General features: G+C 69.0%; 17 protein-coding genes. 10 read left to right on the top strand and 7 right to left on the bottom strand.

The window, feature by feature from the left end:
- Positions 1–68: 68 nt before the first annotated feature.
- On the top strand, positions 69–1,322 hold the full coding sequence (locus ABNQ38_RS32855) for an MFS transporter (protein ID WP_377810469.1): 1,254 nt from the start codon (positions 69–71) through the stop codon (positions 1,320–1,322).
- Positions 1,323–1,327: 5 nt separating this feature from the next.
- The gene (locus ABNQ38_RS32850) at positions 1,328–1,873 is read left to right on the top strand and encodes a GNAT family N-acetyltransferase (protein ID WP_377810468.1); all 546 of its coding nucleotides are present in this window, start codon (positions 1,328–1,330) and stop codon (positions 1,871–1,873) included.
- A gap of 12 nt (positions 1,874–1,885) precedes the next feature.
- On the opposite strand, the gene ABNQ38_RS32845 is transcribed toward ABNQ38_RS32850, so the two are convergent.
- Together ABNQ38_RS32845 and ABNQ38_RS32840 are read right to left on the bottom strand one after the other, a co-directional pair.
- Complete coding sequence (locus ABNQ38_RS32845; protein ID WP_377810467.1) at positions 1,886–2,137, bottom strand: hypothetical protein; 252 nt, start codon at positions 2,135–2,137, stop codon at positions 1,886–1,888.
- Positions 2,138–2,290: 153 nt separating this feature from the next.
- The gene (locus tag ABNQ38_RS32840) at positions 2,291–3,067 is read right to left on the bottom strand and encodes an SDR family NAD(P)-dependent oxidoreductase (protein WP_377810466.1); all 777 of its coding nucleotides are present in this window, start codon (positions 3,065–3,067) and stop codon (positions 2,291–2,293) included.
- A gap of 300 nt (positions 3,068–3,367) precedes the next feature.
- Between ABNQ38_RS32840 and ABNQ38_RS32835 the strand changes: the two genes are divergently transcribed.
- The 7 genes from ABNQ38_RS32835 (at position 3,368) to ABNQ38_RS32805 (ending at position 9,868) form a co-directional block, all read left to right on the top strand.
- Positions 3,368–4,180, top strand: a complete 813-nt coding sequence (locus tag ABNQ38_RS32835) for an IclR family transcriptional regulator (RefSeq protein ID WP_377811134.1) — start codon at positions 3,368–3,370, stop codon at positions 4,178–4,180.
- Complete coding sequence (locus ABNQ38_RS32830; RefSeq protein WP_377810465.1) at positions 4,144–5,163, top strand: 2-dehydro-3-deoxygalactonokinase; 1,020 nt, start codon at positions 4,144–4,146, stop codon at positions 5,161–5,163. The genes ABNQ38_RS32835 and ABNQ38_RS32830 overlap by 37 nt, the downstream gene beginning before the upstream one ends.
- Complete coding sequence (locus tag ABNQ38_RS32825; RefSeq protein ID WP_377810464.1) at positions 5,156–5,806, top strand: 2-dehydro-3-deoxy-6-phosphogalactonate aldolase; 651 nt, start codon at positions 5,156–5,158, stop codon at positions 5,804–5,806. Before ABNQ38_RS32830 ends, ABNQ38_RS32825 begins: the two co-directional genes overlap by 8 nt.
- A gap of 73 nt (positions 5,807–5,879) precedes the next feature.
- Entirely contained in the window at positions 5,880–6,845 is a 966-nt protein-coding gene (locus ABNQ38_RS32820; RefSeq protein WP_377810463.1) for a Bug family tripartite tricarboxylate transporter substrate binding protein, read from the top strand.
- A 65-nt stretch (positions 6,846–6,910) separates the two neighbouring features.
- Positions 6,911–7,438 carry a tripartite tricarboxylate transporter TctB family protein gene (locus ABNQ38_RS32815; RefSeq protein ID WP_377810462.1) on the top strand — a complete coding sequence of 176 codons (528 nt, stop codon included), beginning with the start codon at positions 6,911–6,913 and terminating at the stop codon, positions 7,436–7,438.
- A gap of 16 nt (positions 7,439–7,454) precedes the next feature.
- Positions 7,455–8,954, top strand: a complete 1,500-nt coding sequence (locus ABNQ38_RS32810) for a tripartite tricarboxylate transporter permease (protein WP_377810461.1) — start codon at positions 7,455–7,457, stop codon at positions 8,952–8,954.
- Entirely contained in the window at positions 8,951–9,868 is a 918-nt protein-coding gene (locus tag ABNQ38_RS32805) for an SMP-30/gluconolactonase/LRE family protein (protein WP_377810460.1), read from the top strand. Before ABNQ38_RS32810 ends, ABNQ38_RS32805 begins: the two co-directional genes overlap by 4 nt.
- Before the next feature lie 96 nt (positions 9,869–9,964).
- Here the strand turns inward: ABNQ38_RS32805 and ABNQ38_RS32800 are convergent, their stop codons facing one another.
- The 5 genes from ABNQ38_RS32800 to ABNQ38_RS32780 all read right to left on the bottom strand — a co-directional run bounded on the left by ABNQ38_RS32800 (position 9,965) and on the right by ABNQ38_RS32780 (position 16,455).
- Positions 9,965–11,503 (bottom strand): AMP-binding protein, encoded by a 1,539-nt coding sequence (locus ABNQ38_RS32800; protein ID WP_377810459.1) that lies wholly within the window; start codon positions 11,501–11,503, stop codon positions 9,965–9,967.
- 72 nt (positions 11,504–11,575) lie between these two features.
- Positions 11,576–13,339 carry an ABC transporter permease subunit gene (locus ABNQ38_RS32795; protein WP_377810458.1) on the bottom strand — a complete coding sequence of 588 codons (1,764 nt, stop codon included), beginning with the start codon at positions 13,337–13,339 and terminating at the stop codon, positions 11,576–11,578.
- Positions 13,336–14,433, bottom strand: a complete 1,098-nt coding sequence (locus ABNQ38_RS32790; RefSeq protein ID WP_377810457.1) for an ABC transporter ATP-binding protein — start codon at positions 14,431–14,433, stop codon at positions 13,336–13,338. Before ABNQ38_RS32790 ends, ABNQ38_RS32795 begins: the two co-directional genes overlap by 4 nt.
- Positions 14,434–14,458: 25 nt before the next feature.
- Positions 14,459–15,559 (bottom strand): ABC transporter substrate-binding protein, encoded by a 1,101-nt coding sequence (locus ABNQ38_RS32785; protein ID WP_377810456.1) that lies wholly within the window; start codon positions 15,557–15,559, stop codon positions 14,459–14,461.
- 119 nt (positions 15,560–15,678) lie between these two features.
- The gene (locus ABNQ38_RS32780) at positions 15,679–16,455 is read right to left on the bottom strand and encodes an enoyl-CoA hydratase/isomerase family protein (protein ID WP_377810455.1); all 777 of its coding nucleotides are present in this window, start codon (positions 16,453–16,455) and stop codon (positions 15,679–15,681) included.
- A gap of 201 nt (positions 16,456–16,656) precedes the next feature.
- On the opposite strand from ABNQ38_RS32780, the gene ABNQ38_RS32775 reads away from it, so the two are divergent.
- Positions 16,657–17,514, top strand: a complete 858-nt coding sequence (locus tag ABNQ38_RS32775) for an IclR family transcriptional regulator (RefSeq protein ID WP_377810454.1) — start codon at positions 16,657–16,659, stop codon at positions 17,512–17,514.
- The last annotated feature ends 8 nt before the right edge of the window (positions 17,515–17,522 follow it).

The following is a 17,522-nucleotide window of genomic DNA, read 5'->3' as shown; positions in this document are numbered from 1 at the left end:
GTCTTCCTTATGATTTCGATCAGATCAATAAATTTGCCTTTTCCCCGGCGGTCCGCGACGGTGTGGGCATGACGACCGCCGCCATCGCCACTCCCGCCCCCGCTCCTGCTGAAGCGCCCCGACCGATCTGGTTCGTGCTGCTCTGCGCCAGCCGCTTCGCCACCTCGCTGTCCTTCATGGTCTATGCCGGCGCGCTCGTGCCCGCGATGCAGGCCTGGGGCATGTCGGCGGGAGAGGCCGGGTCGATCCAGACCGCCTTCAACGTCGGCTACGCCCTGTCGCTGGTGGGCTCCTCCTGGTTCGCCGACAGCCTGGGCGCCAGGCGCGTCTTCCTGTGGGCGAGCTGGGCGACGGCGCTGACTGGCATCGCCTTCGCCTTCTTCGCCCGCTCGGCGGAAAGCGGACTGCTGCTGTTCGCGCTGATGGGACTGACCCAGGGCGGCACCTATGCCCCCTCCATCATGCTGGTGGCGCAAGGCGTGCCGGCCGAACGGCGCGGTGCTGCGGTGGGCTGGCTGCTGGCGGCGGGGTCGCTCGGCTATTTCGCCTCCATCGCGCTCGCCGCCGGGCTGGCCGAGCGGTTCGGCTACGAGGCCGCCTTCATCGCCTGCGGGCTGGGACCGCTGCTGGCGGCGCTGCTCGCCACGCCGGGGCTGCTCGGACGACCCAATCTGGTGGCGGGCGGGGGAGCGCGCCGGCTGCGCGGCGCCTTCCGGTTCCTGTCCGACCGCCGGTCCTTCCTGCTGACCGCCGGCTACACCGCCCATTGCTGGGAACTGCTGGGCATGTGGGCGTGGCTGCCGGCCTTTCTGACCGCCAGTCTGGCCGGCGCCGGCGGCGACGGGGCGGGCATGCGCGGGCTGTGGATCGCCGGTGCCATCCATCTCTCGGGCTTCCTGTCGTCGCTGCTGATGGGACGCGCATCCGACCGGCTGGGCCGGCGGGCAGTGCTCGTGGCGATGGGCGTGCTGGGCGCCGCCTGCTCCTTCGCCATCGGCTGGATGGACGGGATGCCGCTGGCCCTGGTCCTGGCGGTGGCGGCGCTCTACGGCTTCTCCGCGCTGGGCGACTCCCCCGTGCTGTCGACGGCGATGACCGAATCGGTCGAACCGGGCAGCCTGGGGGCGGCGCTCGCCGTCCGCTCCATCCTGGGCTTCGGCGCCGGAGGTGCGGCGCCGCTGGCGGTCGGCCTGGTGCTGGATCGGGCCGGCGGCGCAGCCGGTGCCGGCTGGGGCTGGGGTTTCGCGCTTCTCGGCGTCGGCGGCGGGTTGGCGACCGTCTGCGCCCTTCTTCTTCCCGCCGACCGTCCTGACCGGAGTTGATTCACATGGTCTTCATTGCCGGGCCTGCCATCACCGTGCGGGCGTCCGCCGACGCCGACATTCCCGCCATCACCGCCCTTTACGCCCGCCATGTGCTGCACGGCACCGCCTCGTTCGAGGAGATTCCGCCGGACGAGGCCGAGATCGCCCGCCGCCGCGCCGACATCCTTGGGCGCGGGCTGCCCTATCTGGCGGCGGAGTGCGAGGGACGGCTGGTCGGCTATGCCTATGCCGGCCTGTACCGCACCCGCAGCGCCTACCGCTTCACGCTGGAGAATTCCGTCTATGTCGCCGACGGCATGGGCCGGCGCGGCATCGGCCGGGCGTTGATGGACCCGCTGATCGAGATGTGCGAGGCGGCGGGCTACCGCCGGATGATCGCGGCAATCGGCGACAGCGCCAACCACGGCTCCATCGGCCTGCACAGCGCCTGCGGCTTCCGTCCTGTCGGCATCCTGCCCGCCGTGGGCTTCAAGTTCGGCCGCTGGCTGGACGGCGTGCTGATGGAACGGCCGCTCGGCGACGGGAGCGACAGCCCGCCGGCCGGCTGAGCGGAAACCTCGTCAGTCGGCCCCCAGCAGCTCGTCCGGGCGGGGGCTGGGCGCCTTCGCCATCGGCACCGTCCGCGGCAGCTCCATGCCGGGCAGCTGCCAATCCACCGGCAGCGCCGATCCCGGCGTCGGCCGGTACTGGTCCAGAACCGCCAGCAGGGTCAGCAGCGCCAGGGCCAGCGCCACCACCAGCAGTCGGCGGTCCACCCCGGCCATCGGGCCTTTGCCATCGGCCTCGGCGTTGTCGCGATCCAGCAGGGCCATGCTCCGTCCTCCTGTCCTCTCGTCCTTCGTATCTGGGACAAGCTTGATCGATGCGGCGGAACGTCACAATGTGGCTTTGCCGCAGTCTGCCTTCGGTTCAGGCGAAGGCAGACTGCGGCCTCAAGGTCTATGCGGATCGCCGGACCGGCAGCCTCAGGGCATGTACTGGCCACCGTTGACGTCGAGGATCTGTCCGGTGATGTAGCCGCTGCAGGCGTGCGAGGCGAAGAACAGGAAGGTCGGCGCGCATTCCTCCGGCTTGCCGAAGCGGCCCATCGGGAAGCCGGCGCCGATGCGGGCCTTGGTGTCCGTGTCCTTGTCGGCGTGGAAGGCGGTGTCGAAGGTGCCGGGCGACACCGTGTTGAAGCGGATGCCGTCCTTCGTGTGGAAGGCCACCCAGTTCTTCTGGATGTTGTGCAGCCACGCCTTCGCCGCACCGTACAGCCCGGCGCCGGGGCCGCCGCCGGTGTAACCGGCGACCGAGCCGACCAGGATCACCGATGCGGTGGTGCCGCTCTGCGTGGCGGACGACTTCAGGTGCGGCAGCGCGTATTTGGTGACCATCAGGGCGGAGCGCGCGTTCAGGTCGGTCACCGCATCGAAGAACGCGTCGTCGATCTCCTCCAGCGGCTTGCGCGCGACCAGACCGCCCGCATTGTTGATCAGCACGTCGATGCCGCCGAAGCGGGCGACGAAATCCTCGACCAGACGCCTGGCCCCCTCGCTGGACGACACGTCGCCGGGCAGGAAGGCGACCTCGCCGTCCAGCGCGTTCAGCCGGGCCAGCGTGGGGTCGAGGTCGGCCGGTGCCTTGCGGCCGTTCATGCCGACCAGCGCGCCGTGGCGGGCGAACGCCTCGACCGCCGCCAGACCGATTCCCTGGGTCGACCCCGTCACCAGAACGCGCCGGCCTTTCAGATCACCGAACATGCGTGAGCCCTTCCTTGCCATCGTTGAAAACCGCGGAGCGCGGTATGGTCCGCACCCAACACACCTATTGTCTCAAATATTGAGATACAGTTCTCAATATTTCCCGGATAGTAGGGACGGAGAGCGGTCTGGTCAAGAATGGCTGCGTCAACACGTCATATTGCCTTCTTTATATATGTCTCACTATGTGGCATCATCTATGTTGGATTTGACAACATACAACGCGGCCACTAAGGTCCCGTCATCGAGGCGACACGAATGCCCACCAGAACCGATCCCATGACCCAGCCCGTTGACGCGATCGACCCGGCCACGCCCGAAAGGCGGCAGGCCGCCGGAACGCAGACCCTGCTCCGCGGGCTGGCGGCGATCGAGTGCGTGGCGACCGGCACGACCGAAGTGAAGGGCATCGCCGCAAGGCTGTACACGCCGCGCAGCACCGTCCACCGCATGCTGAACAGCCTGGTGGCGGAGGGGTACCTGCACCATGTCCCCTACAAGGGCTATCTGCTGGGACCGAAGCTGATCGAACTCGGCATGAAGGCGCTGGAGCAGCGGCCGCTGGTGGCGCTGGCCCGGCCCCACATCGAGGCGCTGGCCCAGCGCACCGGCGACACCGTCCATCTCGGCGTGGTCGACGGCGACGCGGTCTTCTATCTCGACAAGATTCCGAGCACGCGCGGGCTGGAAATGCGCTCTCGCGTCGGCCTGCGCATGCCGCTGGCCTCGACCGGCATTGGCAAGGCGCTGATGCTGGGGATGCCGCCGTCGCGCTGGCGCGAGCTGCACGACGCGGTGGCGACGGCGCCGGACACGGTGGGCGGACGCCCCGGACCGCTGCCCTGGCCGAAATACGAAAAGCTGATGGCGGGCTTCCTGCGGCGGGACTGGGTGCTCGACCTCGAGGAGAACGAGATCGGCGTCCGCTGCGTCGGCGCGCCGGTGCGCGACATCAGCAATCAGGTGGTCGCCGCCATCAGCGTGGCGAGCGCGGTGCCCTACATGCCGGACGAACGGATGGCTGAACTCGGACCGGTCGTCCGTGCGGCGGCCGGCGCGATATCGAAGGAATTGGGATGGAAACAGGACGGAAGCGCGACGGGGCGGCCCTGATCGCGCTGGACTGGGGCACCTCCAGTCTGCGCGGATTCCTCATGGACGGCGCCGGCACGGTGCTGGAGCAGCGCGCCAACGCGCACGGCATCCAGAATCTGCCGCAGCCCGGCCTGCCCGGCTTCGAGCAGGCCTTCGCCGAGCTGTGCGGCGACTGGCTGGCCGGCAATCCGGGCATCCCGGTGGTAGCCGGCGGCATGGTCGGCAGCGCCCAGGGCTGGGTCGAGGCGCCCTATGTCGCCTGCCCGGCCGACACCGGCACGCTCGCCTTGCACGCCATCGCGGTGGACAGCGCTGCCGGCGTCCGCATCCTCATCGCCCCCGGCGTCACCTACGCCCCGCCCGACGCGCCGCCCGACATCCTGCGCGGCGAGGAGATCCAGATCGCCGGGGTGCTGGCCGACCGCCCCGACTGGGCGCGCGAGGCCTGCATGGTGCTGCCCGGCACCCATTCCAAATGGGTGCAGATCCAGGACGGGCGGATGACCCGTTTCGCCACCTACATGACCGGCGAGCTGTTCGCCGTGCTGACCAAGCACTCAATCCTCGGGCGGCTGATGCCGGCGGACGCCGAGATTGAGGCAGGGGCCGATGCGGACGCCCGCGACGCGGCCTTCGCCGACGGCGTGCAGGCGGCGCAGGCCAGCGGGCCGGGCGACCTGACACACCAGATCTTCGCCGCGCGCACGCTCGGCATCACCCGCCGCATGGCGCCGGAATTGCTGAAGGACTTCCTGTCCGGCCTGCTGATCGGGCACGAGATGGTGTCCGGCCTCAATCGGATGGGGGCGGCGCTGGGCAGCGGCCGGCCGCTGCTGCTGATCGGCGACGGCATGCTGTGCCGCCGCTACGTCCAGGGCCTAGCCCTGCTGGGCATCGAGCCCACCGCCCGGCTCGAGAACACCGCGCCCAAGGGGCTGTTCCAGTTCGCCATCGCCGCCGGCCTGATCGCGCCGCCGGCCGGAAAGGACACTCATGTCTGAAGAAAGCCTGAAGGCCCGGCTCGACGCCGCCTTCGCCGCCCTGCCGCTGGTCGCCATTCTGCGCGGCCTGAAGCCCGTCGAATGCGAGGACGCCGCCCGCGCCCTCTACGAGCGCGGCTTCCGGCTGATCGAGGTGCCGCTGAACTCGCCGGAGCCGTTCGACAGCATCGCTGCCATCCGCCGCATCCTGCCGCAGGACGCGCTGGTCGGCGCCGGCACCGTGCTAGAGGTGGCGCAGGTCGCCCGCCTCAAGGAGATCGGCGCCGATCTGGTGGTGATGCCGCATGCCGACACCGCGGTGATCCGGGCCGCCAAGGCCGCCGGTCTGGCCTGCGTTCCCGGCGTCGCCACGGCGACCGAGGCCTTTGCCGCACTGGCGGCCGGCGCCGACGCGCTGAAGCTGTTCCCGGCCGAGCAGATCAACCCGACCATCGTCAAGGCGATCCGCACCGTGCTGCCGGCCGGCACCCGGCTGCTGCCGGTGGGCGGCATCGCTCCCGACACCATGAAGCCCTTCCTGGAGGCCGGCGTCGCCGGTTTCGGGCTGGGATCGGCGCTCTACAAGCCGGGCATGACCGCAGCTGAGATCGCCGGGCGGGCCGAGGCCTTCGTCGCGTCCTGGACGGCGCTCAACCCGCGCTGACTTCACGCGGGCGGCGACGCCGTCCGCTGTTCCTGTCCGCACTCCACCAAGCAAAATTCGAGGGAGAACGTTTATGAAGGGCTATCGCCTCCTGACCGGCGCCGTCGTCGGCGTCCTGGCCACGGCCAGCCTGATTGCCGGCGCGCAGGCCGCCGACTACCCGACCAAGCCGATCGAGCTGACCGTGCCGTACGCGGCCGGCGGCGGCACCGATCTGGTCGCCCGCGCCTATGCCGACGCCGCGAAGAAGCACCTGCCGCAGTCGATGGGCGTCGTCAACAAGACCGGCGGCGCCGGTGCGGTCGGCCTGACCGAGATCATGGCCGCGCGCGCCGACGGCTACAAGATCGGCATGGGCACGGTAGAGATCACCATGCTGCCGCACATGGGCATCGCCCGCTTCACGGCCGACGACTTCACCCCGATCGCCCGCCTGAACGCCGAGCCGAGCGCCATCACGGTGAACGCCGACTCGCCCTTCAAGACCTACGAGGACTTCATCGCCAACGCCAAGGCGAACCCCGGCAAGGTCCGCATTGGCAACTCCGGCACCGGTGCCATCTGGCACCTCGCCGCCGCCGCGTTGCAGGAGAAGACCGGCATCACCTTCAACCACATCCCCTATGACGGCGCCAACCCGGCGGTCACGGCACTGCTCGGCAACCACATCGAGGCGGTCAGCGTCAGCCCGGCCGAGGTGGTGAACCATGTCGCCGCCGGCAAGCTGCGCATCCTGGCGGTGATGGCAGACGAACGCTCTCCGGCCTTCCCGGATGTCCCGACCGTCAAGGAAAAGGGCGTCGACCTGTCGGTCTACACCTGGCGCGGCATCGTCGTTCCGAAGAAGACCCCGCAGGCCGTCGTCGAAACGCTGCGCAAGGCCTCCAAGGCGACCGTCGAGGAGGCGTCCTTCAAAGAGACGCTGGCCAAGATGAACCTGACCCTGGCCTACGCCGACGGTCCCGAGTTCGGCCAAGTCATGCAGAAGGACAACGCCTTCTTCAAGGACCTGATGACCAAGCTCGGCATGGCCAAGTAAGCAGCAAGACGGAAAGGCGGGGCACGGCCGGCATCATCGCCGCGCCCCGTCCCAGGAGATCTCGAATGAGTCATTCCCCCGAGGGAGCCCCGGGACCGGGCGCGCCGCGTTCCGCGGACATCGCCGCCGGCATCATCGTCGCCGTGGTCGCCATCGCGGCGATCTTCGTGTCGCGCGACTTTCCGACCACCGGCCTGGACAGCGACGTCGGGCCGGCCCGCTTCCCGCTGATCTATGCCGGCATCCTGGTCGTGCTGAGCGCCATCCTGGTGATCGGCCGCCTGCTGCCGTCGCGGCGCAACCGGGAGCGCACCGCCGCCGAGCGGGCCCAACCCGCGACCGGCTTCCGCTTCGCCCCGGTGGCCATCGGGGTGGTGGCCACGGCCGCCTACATCTACCTGATCTCGCTGGTTGGCTACATCCCGACGACGGTGGTGTTCCTCATCGGCATGATGCGGCTGATGGGCCAGCGCAGCTGGATCCGCGTCCCGCTGCTCGCCGTCGGCATCACCGCCTTCCTCTACCTGATCTTCCTGTACGGCCTGCAAATCCCGCTGCCCGTCGGAAGCCTGTTCGAAGCCGCCGAGCTGTAGGCGAGGAGTTTGGAAGATGTATGAAATCGACATGCTCCTCAAAGGATTCGCCAGCTTGGCGGCGGATCCCGCGACCCTGCTGCTCGCCTTCATGGGCGTCGTGCTCGGCATCGTCATCGGCGTGCTGCCCGGCCTGACAGCCACCATGGGCGTCGCCATCCTGCTGCCCTTCACCTTCGGCATGGCCCCGGCCCCCGCCATCCTGATGCTCTCCGGCGTCTTCTTCGGCGGCATCTACGGCGGCTCCATCACCGCGATCCTGCTCAAGATTCCCGGCACGCCGGCCGCCGCCGCCACGGCGATGGACGGCTACGCGCTGAGCCAGAAGGGACAGGCCGGCATCGCGCTCGGCACAGCCACCATCTCGTCCTGCATCGGCGGCACCTTCAGCGTCTTCATGCTGATCTTCCTCGCCCCGCTGCTGGCCGGCATCGCGCTGGAATTCTCTGCTGCCGAGACCTTCGCGCTCGCCATCTTCGGCCTGTCGATCATCACCAGCGTGTCGGGCGAATCGCTGGTCAAGGGGCTGATCGCCGGCTTCCTCGGTCTGCTGCTCTCCACCGTCGGTCTCGACCCGATGGGCGGCTTCCCGCGCTTCACCGGCGGCTTCAACGAACTGCTGAACGTCCCCTTCATCCCGGTGATGATCGGTCTGTTCGCCGCTTCGGAAGCCTTCAAGTCGCTGGGCCAGCCCGCCGCCCGCGCCGAAGTGAAGGTCCATATCGGCCGGATCATTCCGCCCTGGACCGTCTTCAAGGGCCTGATCTTCACGATCCTGCGCTCCTCGGGCCTCGGCATCATCGTCGGCATCATCCCCGGCGCCGGCGCCGACATCGCCTCCTTCGTCGCCTACAACGAGGCCAAGCGCTTCTCCAGGAATCCGGGGAATTTCGGCAAGGGCGAGCTGAAGGGGGTCGCCGCCGCCGAGTCCGGCGCGAACGCCTGCACCGGCGGCGACCTGCTGCCGATGATGACGCTGGGCATTCCCGGCGATGCGGTGACCGCGGTGATGCTGGGTGCCTTGACCATGCAGGGCCTGCAACCCGGTCCGCTGCTGTTCAAGGACCATGCCGGTCTGGTGTTCACCCTGTTCGCCGGCATGCTGTTCTGCTACGCGGCGCTGCTGGTCGTCGGCCTGTCCTCGCTGCGCCTGATGGGCAAGGTGCTGGAGATGCCGCGCGCCATCCTGACGCCGCTGATCCTGACGCTCTGCGTCGTCGGCGCCTACGCCATCAACAACAGCATGTTCGACGTCGGCATCATGCTGGCGACCGGCGTGGTCGGCTTCTTCAAGCAGCGTTGGGACTATCCGGCCTCGCCGGTCGTGCTGGCGCTGATCATGGGCCCGATGGCCGAATCGAGCTTCCGCCGCGCCCTGTCGCTGTCGGGCGGCAGCCTGGACTTCCTCTATACCCGCCCGATCACGCTGGTCCTGCTGCTGATCGCCGCCATCACCCTGCTGCTGCCGTTGCTGAAGTATCTGAAGACCAGCAACGACGAAAGGCAGGCGGTATGAGCCCGACCGTCACCGCCATCGGCCTCGACGCCGTCATCGAACCGGACCTGCGCAACGGCACCGGCGAGAATCCCGTCTGGGACGCCGAGCGCCGCAGCTGGACCTGGATCGACATTCCGGGCCGCCGCATCCACCGGCTGGATCCGTCCAGCGGCGTGCGGCGCGACTGGACGCTGCCGGAACCGGTCGGCAGCCTCGTGCTGCGGCCGGACGGCGGTGCGGTCGTCGCCTGCCAGACCGGCCTCTTCGATGCGGAGCTGCCCGAGGCGGGCGGCGAAGCGGTGCTCGGCCGCCTCGCCGACAGCCCGTTCCCGACGGAGGGCATGCGCTTCAACGACGGGCGTTGCGACCGGCAGGGGCGGCTGTGGGTGTCTGCCATGGTGATGGACATCGCCAAGGGCGACCCGTCCGGCGCGTGGTACCGCTACACCCGCGCCGAGGGGCTGGTGGAGACCGGGCTGACCGGCTTCGTCATCCCCAACGGCTCCGCCTTCAGCCCGGACGGCCGCACGCTCTACGCGTCCGACACCCACCGCGACGTGCGGATGGTCTGGGCCTGGGACTACGATCCGGAGACCGGCACCGCCGGCAACCGGCGCCCATTCATCGACATGCGGGCGATGGTCGGCCGGCCGGACGGCGCGGCGGTCGACACCGACGGCTGCTATTGGATCTGCTGCCTGGACGAAGGCTGCATCAAGCGCTTCACCCCGCGCGGCGATCTCGACCGCCGGATCGAGGTGCCGATGCGCAAGCCGACCATGTGCGCCTTCGGCGGGGAGGGCTTGCGCACGATGCTGGTCACCTCGCTCAGCCGCGGTCCGGCCGATCTGGCCGAGGATCCCCACGGCGGCCGGGTCCTGATGTTCGACGCCGGCGTCCAGGGCCTGCCGGAGCCGCGCCTGACCCGGTGAGGGCGAGGGCCTCGCACCAAGGCGATCCATTCCTGGCGAACGGCAAAGCCGGCGGTGTCTTACAGCCGGCTTTGTCCGTTATTGGCAGGGGCGGCCTCAGCGCACCGCCTGCCGGTCCCAGCTGTCGTTCACCGCGGGCGACAGGCGGTGCTTCATGATGCGCTGGCTGGGCGTGCGCTCGAACCCCTCCACCAGGGCGATGTATCGCGGGTTCTGGTAGGGCGCCAGTTGGCGGCCGAGCCAGTCGGACAGGGCCGGGATGTCCACGGTAGCGCCCAGCCTGGGCTTCACGAACAGCTTGATGTCCTGCTCGCCGATGTCCGCCTGCACGCCGATGACGGCGCAGTCCTCGATGGCGGGATGGGTGGCGGCGATGTGCTCGATCTCCCAGGCGGAGACGTTCTCGCCCTTGCAGCGCATGCTGTCGGTCATCCGGCCGTGGAACAGCAGCGTGCCGTCCGGCAGCAGCGACCCCAGATCCCCGGTGTGCAGCGCGCCGTTGCGGAGCGCCTTCGCCGTCGCCTCCGGATTGCGGAAATAGCCGGCGAACAGGGCGCCGGACGTGTCGGTGCGCACCACAATCTCGCCGCGCTCGCCGCGGGCGACCGGCTTGCCGGCCTCGTCCAGCAGCTCAACGGTGAACCAGGGCATCGGCCGCCCCACCGCGCCGACAACGCCCTCGTCGTTGCAGGTGGTGATGCTCGACGCCTCGGTCATGCCGTAGCATTCGCGGATCTCGACGCCGAACCGCTGCTGGAACGGCGTCCAGGTCTCCTTGGGGCAGCCGCCGCCCCAGGCGATGCGCACGGGATGGTCGCGGTCGCGCGGGTCCGCCGGCTGCTTCAGCAGGATTTGCAGGATGCCGCCGAGATAATGGATGTGGGTGGCGCCATAGTCGCGGACCTGATCCCAGAAGCGGCTGGCGCTGAAGCGGTCGACCATCGCCAGCGACACCTTGGCGATCAGCGGCAGCACGATCATCTGCGCACCGCCGATGTGATAGAGCGGTTCCCAGACGAACAGCACGTCGCCGTCGCGGACCGCCGAAACGCGGGCCACCGCTTCGCCCGCCAGACGCATCATGCGGTGGGTGACCAGCGCGCCCTTCGGCCGGCCGGTGGTCCCCGACGTGTACATGATGGCGAAGAGGTCGTCGGGCCCGGGAAGCGTTCCCTCGAACAGGGCGCCGCTGTCCAGCATCGGCTCCAGCCGCGGCATGGACGAGGCGCCGTCGGCACCGGCCACGATTAGCAGCTTGCCCGACAGGTCGGCGCCGCACTCCGCGATGGTCGCCACGAGGTCGGCGTCGGCCAGCACCGCCGCCGGATCGGAATGCTCCAGGATGTAGCGCAGCCCGTCGCCGCGCTGCTGGGCGTTGATCGGGATCCACACCAGCCCGGCCTTGGCGATGCCGAACAGGGTGGACAGAACGGCTGGGCTGTTGCGCAGCATCAGCGCCACGCGGTCGCCGGGGACCAGACCCATCCGCCGCAGCTCCGCCGCCATGCTGTCGGACTGGCGGTCGAGGGTGCCGGCGGTCAGCGGGGCGCCGTTGTAGCGGGCGAACAGACGCTCGCCGTCGGTCCGCGCGGCCTGGGTCAGCAGGCCGGCGAACCCGGTGGAGAAATCGGACATGGTCGGGGATCTCGGGTCGGGAAATCTCGGGGTGAACGGACGGTGGCGCGGTCTGCCGCTTAGGTCTGCCGCTCAGCGGCCGGACCGGCGCAGCCGTTCGGCGATCAGCAGAAGCGCCATGACGATGAGGAAGACGACGACCGACACCGCGGCCAGGGTCGGGTTCAGCTGCAGGATCATGTCGTCCCACATCTGCTTGGGCAGCGTGGTCTTGACCCCGCCGCTGACGAAGATGGCCACCGTCAGCTCGTCGAAGGAAGTGATGAAGGCGAACAGGAAGGCGGCGACCAGACCGCCGCGGATCAGCGGAACCGTGACCCGCATCAGCGTCTGCACCCGGTTGGCGCCGAGCGTCGCCGCCGCCTGGTCCAGCCGCCAGTCATGCCCCTTGACCACCGCGGCGATGGCGACGAAGGCGAAGGGCAGCGCCAGCACCGTATGGCCGATGACGAGGCCGAGGTCGGTGGCGACCAGCCCGATCTGGGCGAACAGATAGAACAGGCCGACCGCGATGACGATGCGCGGAACGATCATCGGCGCCAGGAACAGGGCGAAGATGGCGCCGCGCCAGCGCGAGGTCGAGCGGGCCAGCGCCAGGGCCGCCAGCCCGGCGATCAGGGTCGCCAGGATGGCGGTGGCGAAGGCGACGCCGAAGGAGCGCAGCGTGGCGCCCAGCCACAGGTCCGACCCGAAATAGACCTCGAACCATTTCAGGCTGTAGCCCGGCGGCGGGAAATCGAGGAAGGGCGAACTGGTGAAGGCGATGGGCACCACCACGATGGCCGGCGCCACCAGGAAGACCAGCACCAGGGTCGAATAGACCGCCGGCAGCCGGTCGCGGCCGCGCTCGCCCAGCACGGGCGCGGTGACGCGCGCGGCGGCTGCGGTCAGCGTCGCCAGCCCCGCCAGGATGCCCTGCCCGGCTTTGCGCATGGAGCCGCCGCCCTTTTTGCGCCGGGATCCCTCGCCGGACAAAGTCGACAGGCCGAAGATGCGGTCGTAGACCCAGCAGGTGACCAGAGCCGCCGCCAGCATGAAGGTGGCCAGCGCACCGGCGAAGGCCCAGTTCAGCATCTCTTGAATCTGGGCGATGATCAGCTGCGCCAGCATGGTCTGCTGCGGCCCGCCCAGCAAAGCGGGAACGATGAAGAAGCCCAGCGAGGAGATGAAGGTCAGCAGCCCCGCCGCGGCGATGCCCGGCAGCGACAGCTGGAAATAGACGAGCCAGAAGGCGTGGCCCGGCGCCGCCCCCAGCGTTTCCGCCGCCTGCACCAGCCGGCGGTCGATGCCGGTCATCACCGGCAGCATGGTGAGCACGGCCAGTGGCAGCATGGCGTGCACCATGCCGATCATCACGCCGAACTCGTTGTGCAGCATCTCCGGCTGCGGCAGCCCACCGGCCGCCAGGATGCTGCCGATGACGCCGGTGCGGCCCAGGATCACCATCCAGGCGAAGGTCTTCACCAGATAGCTGGTCCAGAACGGCACCATCACCGCCAGGATCATCACCCCGCGCCTGCGCTCCGGCAGCTGCGCCAGCCAATAGGCCAGCGGATAGCCCAGCAGCAGCGAGAACAGCGCCGTCAGTCCGGCGATGCGGAAGGTGCCCATCAGCACGCGGAAATAGACGCCGGTGTCGACGATGCGGGCGTAATGCTCCCCCGTCCAGCCGCCGGTGTCGGCATCCTGAACGCTGAGGCCGAGCAGCCGCAGGACCGGATAGAGGAAGAAGACGGCGAGGAAGGCGATGCCGGGCGCCGCCAGCCAGAGCGGTCCGAAGCGCAGGCGCTGCCTCAGACCGCCCTCGTCGGTGCCGTGCAGGAGGACGGCGCTCATGACACCAGCACTCCGGCGTCGCTGCGCCAGCGCACGGCGACGCGGTTGCCCAGCGGCGGCGGCGACATGCCGCGCCGCAGCCGGACCGTGACGGTGGACTGGTCGCCCAGCGCCACCAGCACGCGGGTCTCGGAGCCGGCAAAGACGGTGTCGACCACCTGGCCCGACACCTCGTTGTCGCCCTCGCCGTCGAGGTCGAGCTGTTCGGGCCGGACGATCAGCGACGCCTCGCCCTGGCCGGCTGCAGCGCCCGCTGCGGCAGCGGTGGCAGGCGACAGGCGGAACCGTCCGCCGCCGGTCACCAGGATCGGCGCCCCGCCCTCGTCGCGCTGGAGCCGGCCGCGGAAGATGTTCGACACGCCGATGAAGTCGGCGGCGAAGGCGGTCTTCGGCCGGGCGTAGATGTCGTGTGGGGTGCCGATCTGCTCGATGCGCGCGTGGTTCATCAGGCAGATGCGGTCGGACATGGCCAGGGCTTCCTCCTGGTCATGGGTGACGTAGATGATGGTGGCGCCGGTCTCGCGGTGCAGCCGCTTGATCTCGTACTGCATGTGCTCGCGCAGCTTCTTGTCGAGCGCCCCCAGCGGCTCGTCCATCAGGATGACGGAGGGCTGGTAGACGAAGCAGCGGGCCAGCGCCACCCGCTGCTGCTGGCCGCCCGACAGCTCCTTGGGGAAGCGGTCGCCGAGATGGCCGAGATGGACCATCTCCAGCGCGTCGCGGACCCGGCGGTCGACATCGGCGCCCGGAATCCCGCGCATGCGCAGGGGAAAGCCGATGTTCTCCGCCACCGTCAGGTGGGGGAACAGGGCGTAATGCTGGAAGACCAGTCCGATGTCGCGCTTGTGGACGGGCGTGCGGGTTTCGTCACGGCCATCGATCAGGATGCGCCCGCCGTTCGGCTCCACCAGCCCGCAGATCATCTGCAACAGCGTGGTCTTGCCCGAACCGGAGGGGCCCAGCAGGGTCAGGAATTCGCCCGCCGGGACCTCCAGCCGGGTGGGCTGGAGGGCGACGACGGACCCGTAGCTCTTGGTGAGGCCATCGACCAGAAGCTTGCAGGCGGGAGGGGCCGTTCCGTGAGAGGGGAGCATGGCGGCGGGTCTCCTGTGATGGTCGTCAGCCGAGGATCCAGGCGTTGAAGCGTTCGCTCATCTTGGAGCGGTTGGCGCCCCACCAATCCTCGCGGGCGATGGTCATGGTCTTGAGATTCTCCGGGAAGGTGGGCAGGGCCTGCGCCCGCTCCTTCGGGATGTCGTCATAGGCCTTGAGGTTGGTCGGACCGTAGGCCAGCACCTCGGTGAAGATGGCCTGGCGCTGCGGATCGGCGCAGAACTTGATGAACTTGCGCGCGGCGTCGGCGCGCGGGTTGCCGCGCGGGATGCCCCACCCCTCGATGGAATAGAGGCCCTGGTTCCACGAGATCTTCACCGGCGCGCCGCCGTCGATGGCGGCCTGGGCGCGGGCGTTCCACAGGGCGATCATGTCGACCTCGCCGCTCTGGATCAGCTGGGTGGACTGGGCGCCGCCGGTCCACCAGGCAGCGATGTGCGGGCGGATGCGGTCCAGGCTCTTGTAGGCTCGGTCGACGTCGAGCGGGTAGAGCTTGTCCAGCGGCACGCCGTCGGCCAGCAGCGCCTGCTCCAGCGTGTCGATGGGGTTCTTGCGCAGCGACCGGCGGCCGGGGAATTTCTCGACATTCCAGAAATCGGCCCAGCTCTGCGGCGGGTTGGACGGGAACTTGTCGGTCCGGTAGCCGAGGATGGTGGAATAGACGTCCGTCCCCATCCACTGGCCGGTCAGCGCATCGGGCATCAGGCCCGGCGCGTCGGCAGCGACGAAATCCAGCGGTTCCAGCAGGTTCTGGCGGGTCAGGATGTCGCGCGCCGACAGCGTCAGCGTGCAGACGTCCCAGCTGTAGGATTTGGTTTCGACGATTGCCTTGAACTGGGCGGTCGGTTCGGCCTCGCGGGCGACATTGACGACCTTGATGCCGGTGGCTTTCTCGAACGGGTCGTAGAACGCCTTGCGGAAGGCCGGGCTGTAGGGGCCGCCCGGATCGGCCACGGTGATCTGCGAAGCCTGCGCCATCGCCGGGCCGCTCATCCCGGCTGCCAGGACCGGCGGAAGGGCCGCCGCAACGGCGGTGCCCGCGGCCCCCTTCAGCGCGGTGGAGAGCAGGCCGCGGCGGTCGATGGAGAAACCGTCGTTCTTTCCCATTGTCGTAATCCCTGTTCGCTGGCCGGATCTTGGCAATCGTCCGGTTGATGGAGGAGCTGTCGGGTGGGTGGGACGGCGGCGAACCGTCCCGTTTTTAAAAGACGTGCCGGAACGGCTGGTCAGGCGGCCGTCTTGCGCGCGGCGCGCTTGGCCAGGAATTCCTCCATCATGCGGGCCGGCTCGCCCGACGCGTAGGCTTCCCGCTGGATGCGCACGCCGGCGGCCAGACAGTCGCGGAACCCGGCCTCGGTCATCTCGCGGAAGCGCTGCTTGTCGAGGCGCATGGCGACCGGCGGCTTGGCGGCCAGTTCGCCGGCCAGCTCGAGCGCCTCGGCCATCACGCGGTCCTGCGGAACGATGCGGTTGATCAGGCCGATGGCGTGGCATTCCTCCGCGTCCATCAGACGGCCGGTCAGCGTCAGGTCCATGGTCCGGGCCAGCCCGATCATTTCCTTCATGATCCAGGGGCCGGTGGTGCTGGCGATGCCGGAATTGATCTCCGGCTGGCCCATGCGCACGCCGGGATGGCCGACGCGGAGGTCGCCTAGCAGCGCCACCTGGAAAGCGGAACCGGCGGCGACGCCGTTCAGCGCCACCACCAGCGCCTTCGACAGGCTGCGCATGCGGTTGTAGAGCCGTTCCCACTCCGCCACCCATTCCTCGGCGCGGTCGGCGTCGAAGCTCTTGGTTTCGTTGAGATCCTGGCCCGCACCGAAGGCGCGGTCGCCGGCACCGGTCAGGATGATCGCCCGGATGGACTCGTCTGCCTCCATACGGTCGAAGGCGACGACCAGATCGTCGCGCATCGCCTTGTTCCAGGCATTCAGCACATTGGGACGGTTCAGCGTGATGATGCCGACCGGGCCGCGGGTCTCGGTGAGGATGAAGTCGGTCACTGATGCGCTCCTGTCGATGCGGGAAGCCGGTCCGGCCCGGCGAATTGTTGCCGGCAGCCGGGAGCCCCCGCGGGAATGAGGGATCGAAGGGTGATCGCGAGGCGGTGTATTGAAATACAATACTTTGTATTGATTAGCTTGGCTTGCTTTCGGTACGCTGTCAACGGTATCTCTCACCGCGCACAGTCAGGACCGACCGACATGGCACCGCGCCGATCCGCCTCTTCAGCGCCCAGGACGGGCGTTCCCGCCGGCACGGACATCGATGCCAGCACCGCCGAAAACCCCGGTTCCGAAAGCCGGGCCGGCGATCCGCTGATGGTGATGTCGGTGGACAAGGCGTTCCGCGTGCTGCACGCCTTCGATTCCTCGCGGCCGTCCATGAGCCTGACCCAGGTCGCCGCCGCCGTCGGCATGGACAAGAGCGCGGCGCAGCGCTTCACCTACACGCTGGAGAAGCTGGGCTATCTGCGGAAGGATCCGGTCACCAAGCGGTTCGAGCTGACCGTCCGCAGCCTGGACATCGCGCATCACTATCTGCACAGCAATGCGATGCTGCAGCGCGCGATGCCCTATCTGATGCATCTGAGCAAGACGACGGAAGAGACGATCAACCTGACCATGATGGACGGGACGGAGATCGTCTTCGTGTCGCGTTTCATGAGCCGGCATGTGCTGAACACCGACGTCATCGTCGGCACGCGGATGCCGGCCTATTGCACCGCGCCGGGGATCGCCATCCTGTCGCGCCTGCCGGCGGCGGAGGCGGCGGCGCTGGTCGACCGGATGGATTTGAAGCCCTATACGCCCACCACCACCTGGAAGCGCGACGAACTGCTGGCCAAGATCGCGAAATCGGCGGTGAGCGGCTATGCCACCGCCTTCGAGGAATTCTATCACGGCGACCTGTCGGTCGCGGCGGCCATCACCGGATCGGGCGGCGTACCGGTGGGCGCTCTGAACATCGCCGTGTCGCGTGCACGCTTCACGCCGGAGGAGATGGAGGAGCGCTTCGCCCCGCTGGTGGTGGCGGCGGCCGGCTCGGTCTCGCAGCGCTGACCGGCCGG

Origin of the sequence: Azospirillum sp. A29 (assembly GCF_042604625.1) — a bacterium.
GTDB classification, from domain to species: Bacteria; Pseudomonadota; Alphaproteobacteria; order Azospirillales; family Azospirillaceae; genus Azospirillum; species Azospirillum palustre.
The sequence above is the reverse complement of the archived record's forward strand: the minus strand, read 5'-3'. Positions and strand labels throughout refer to the sequence as shown.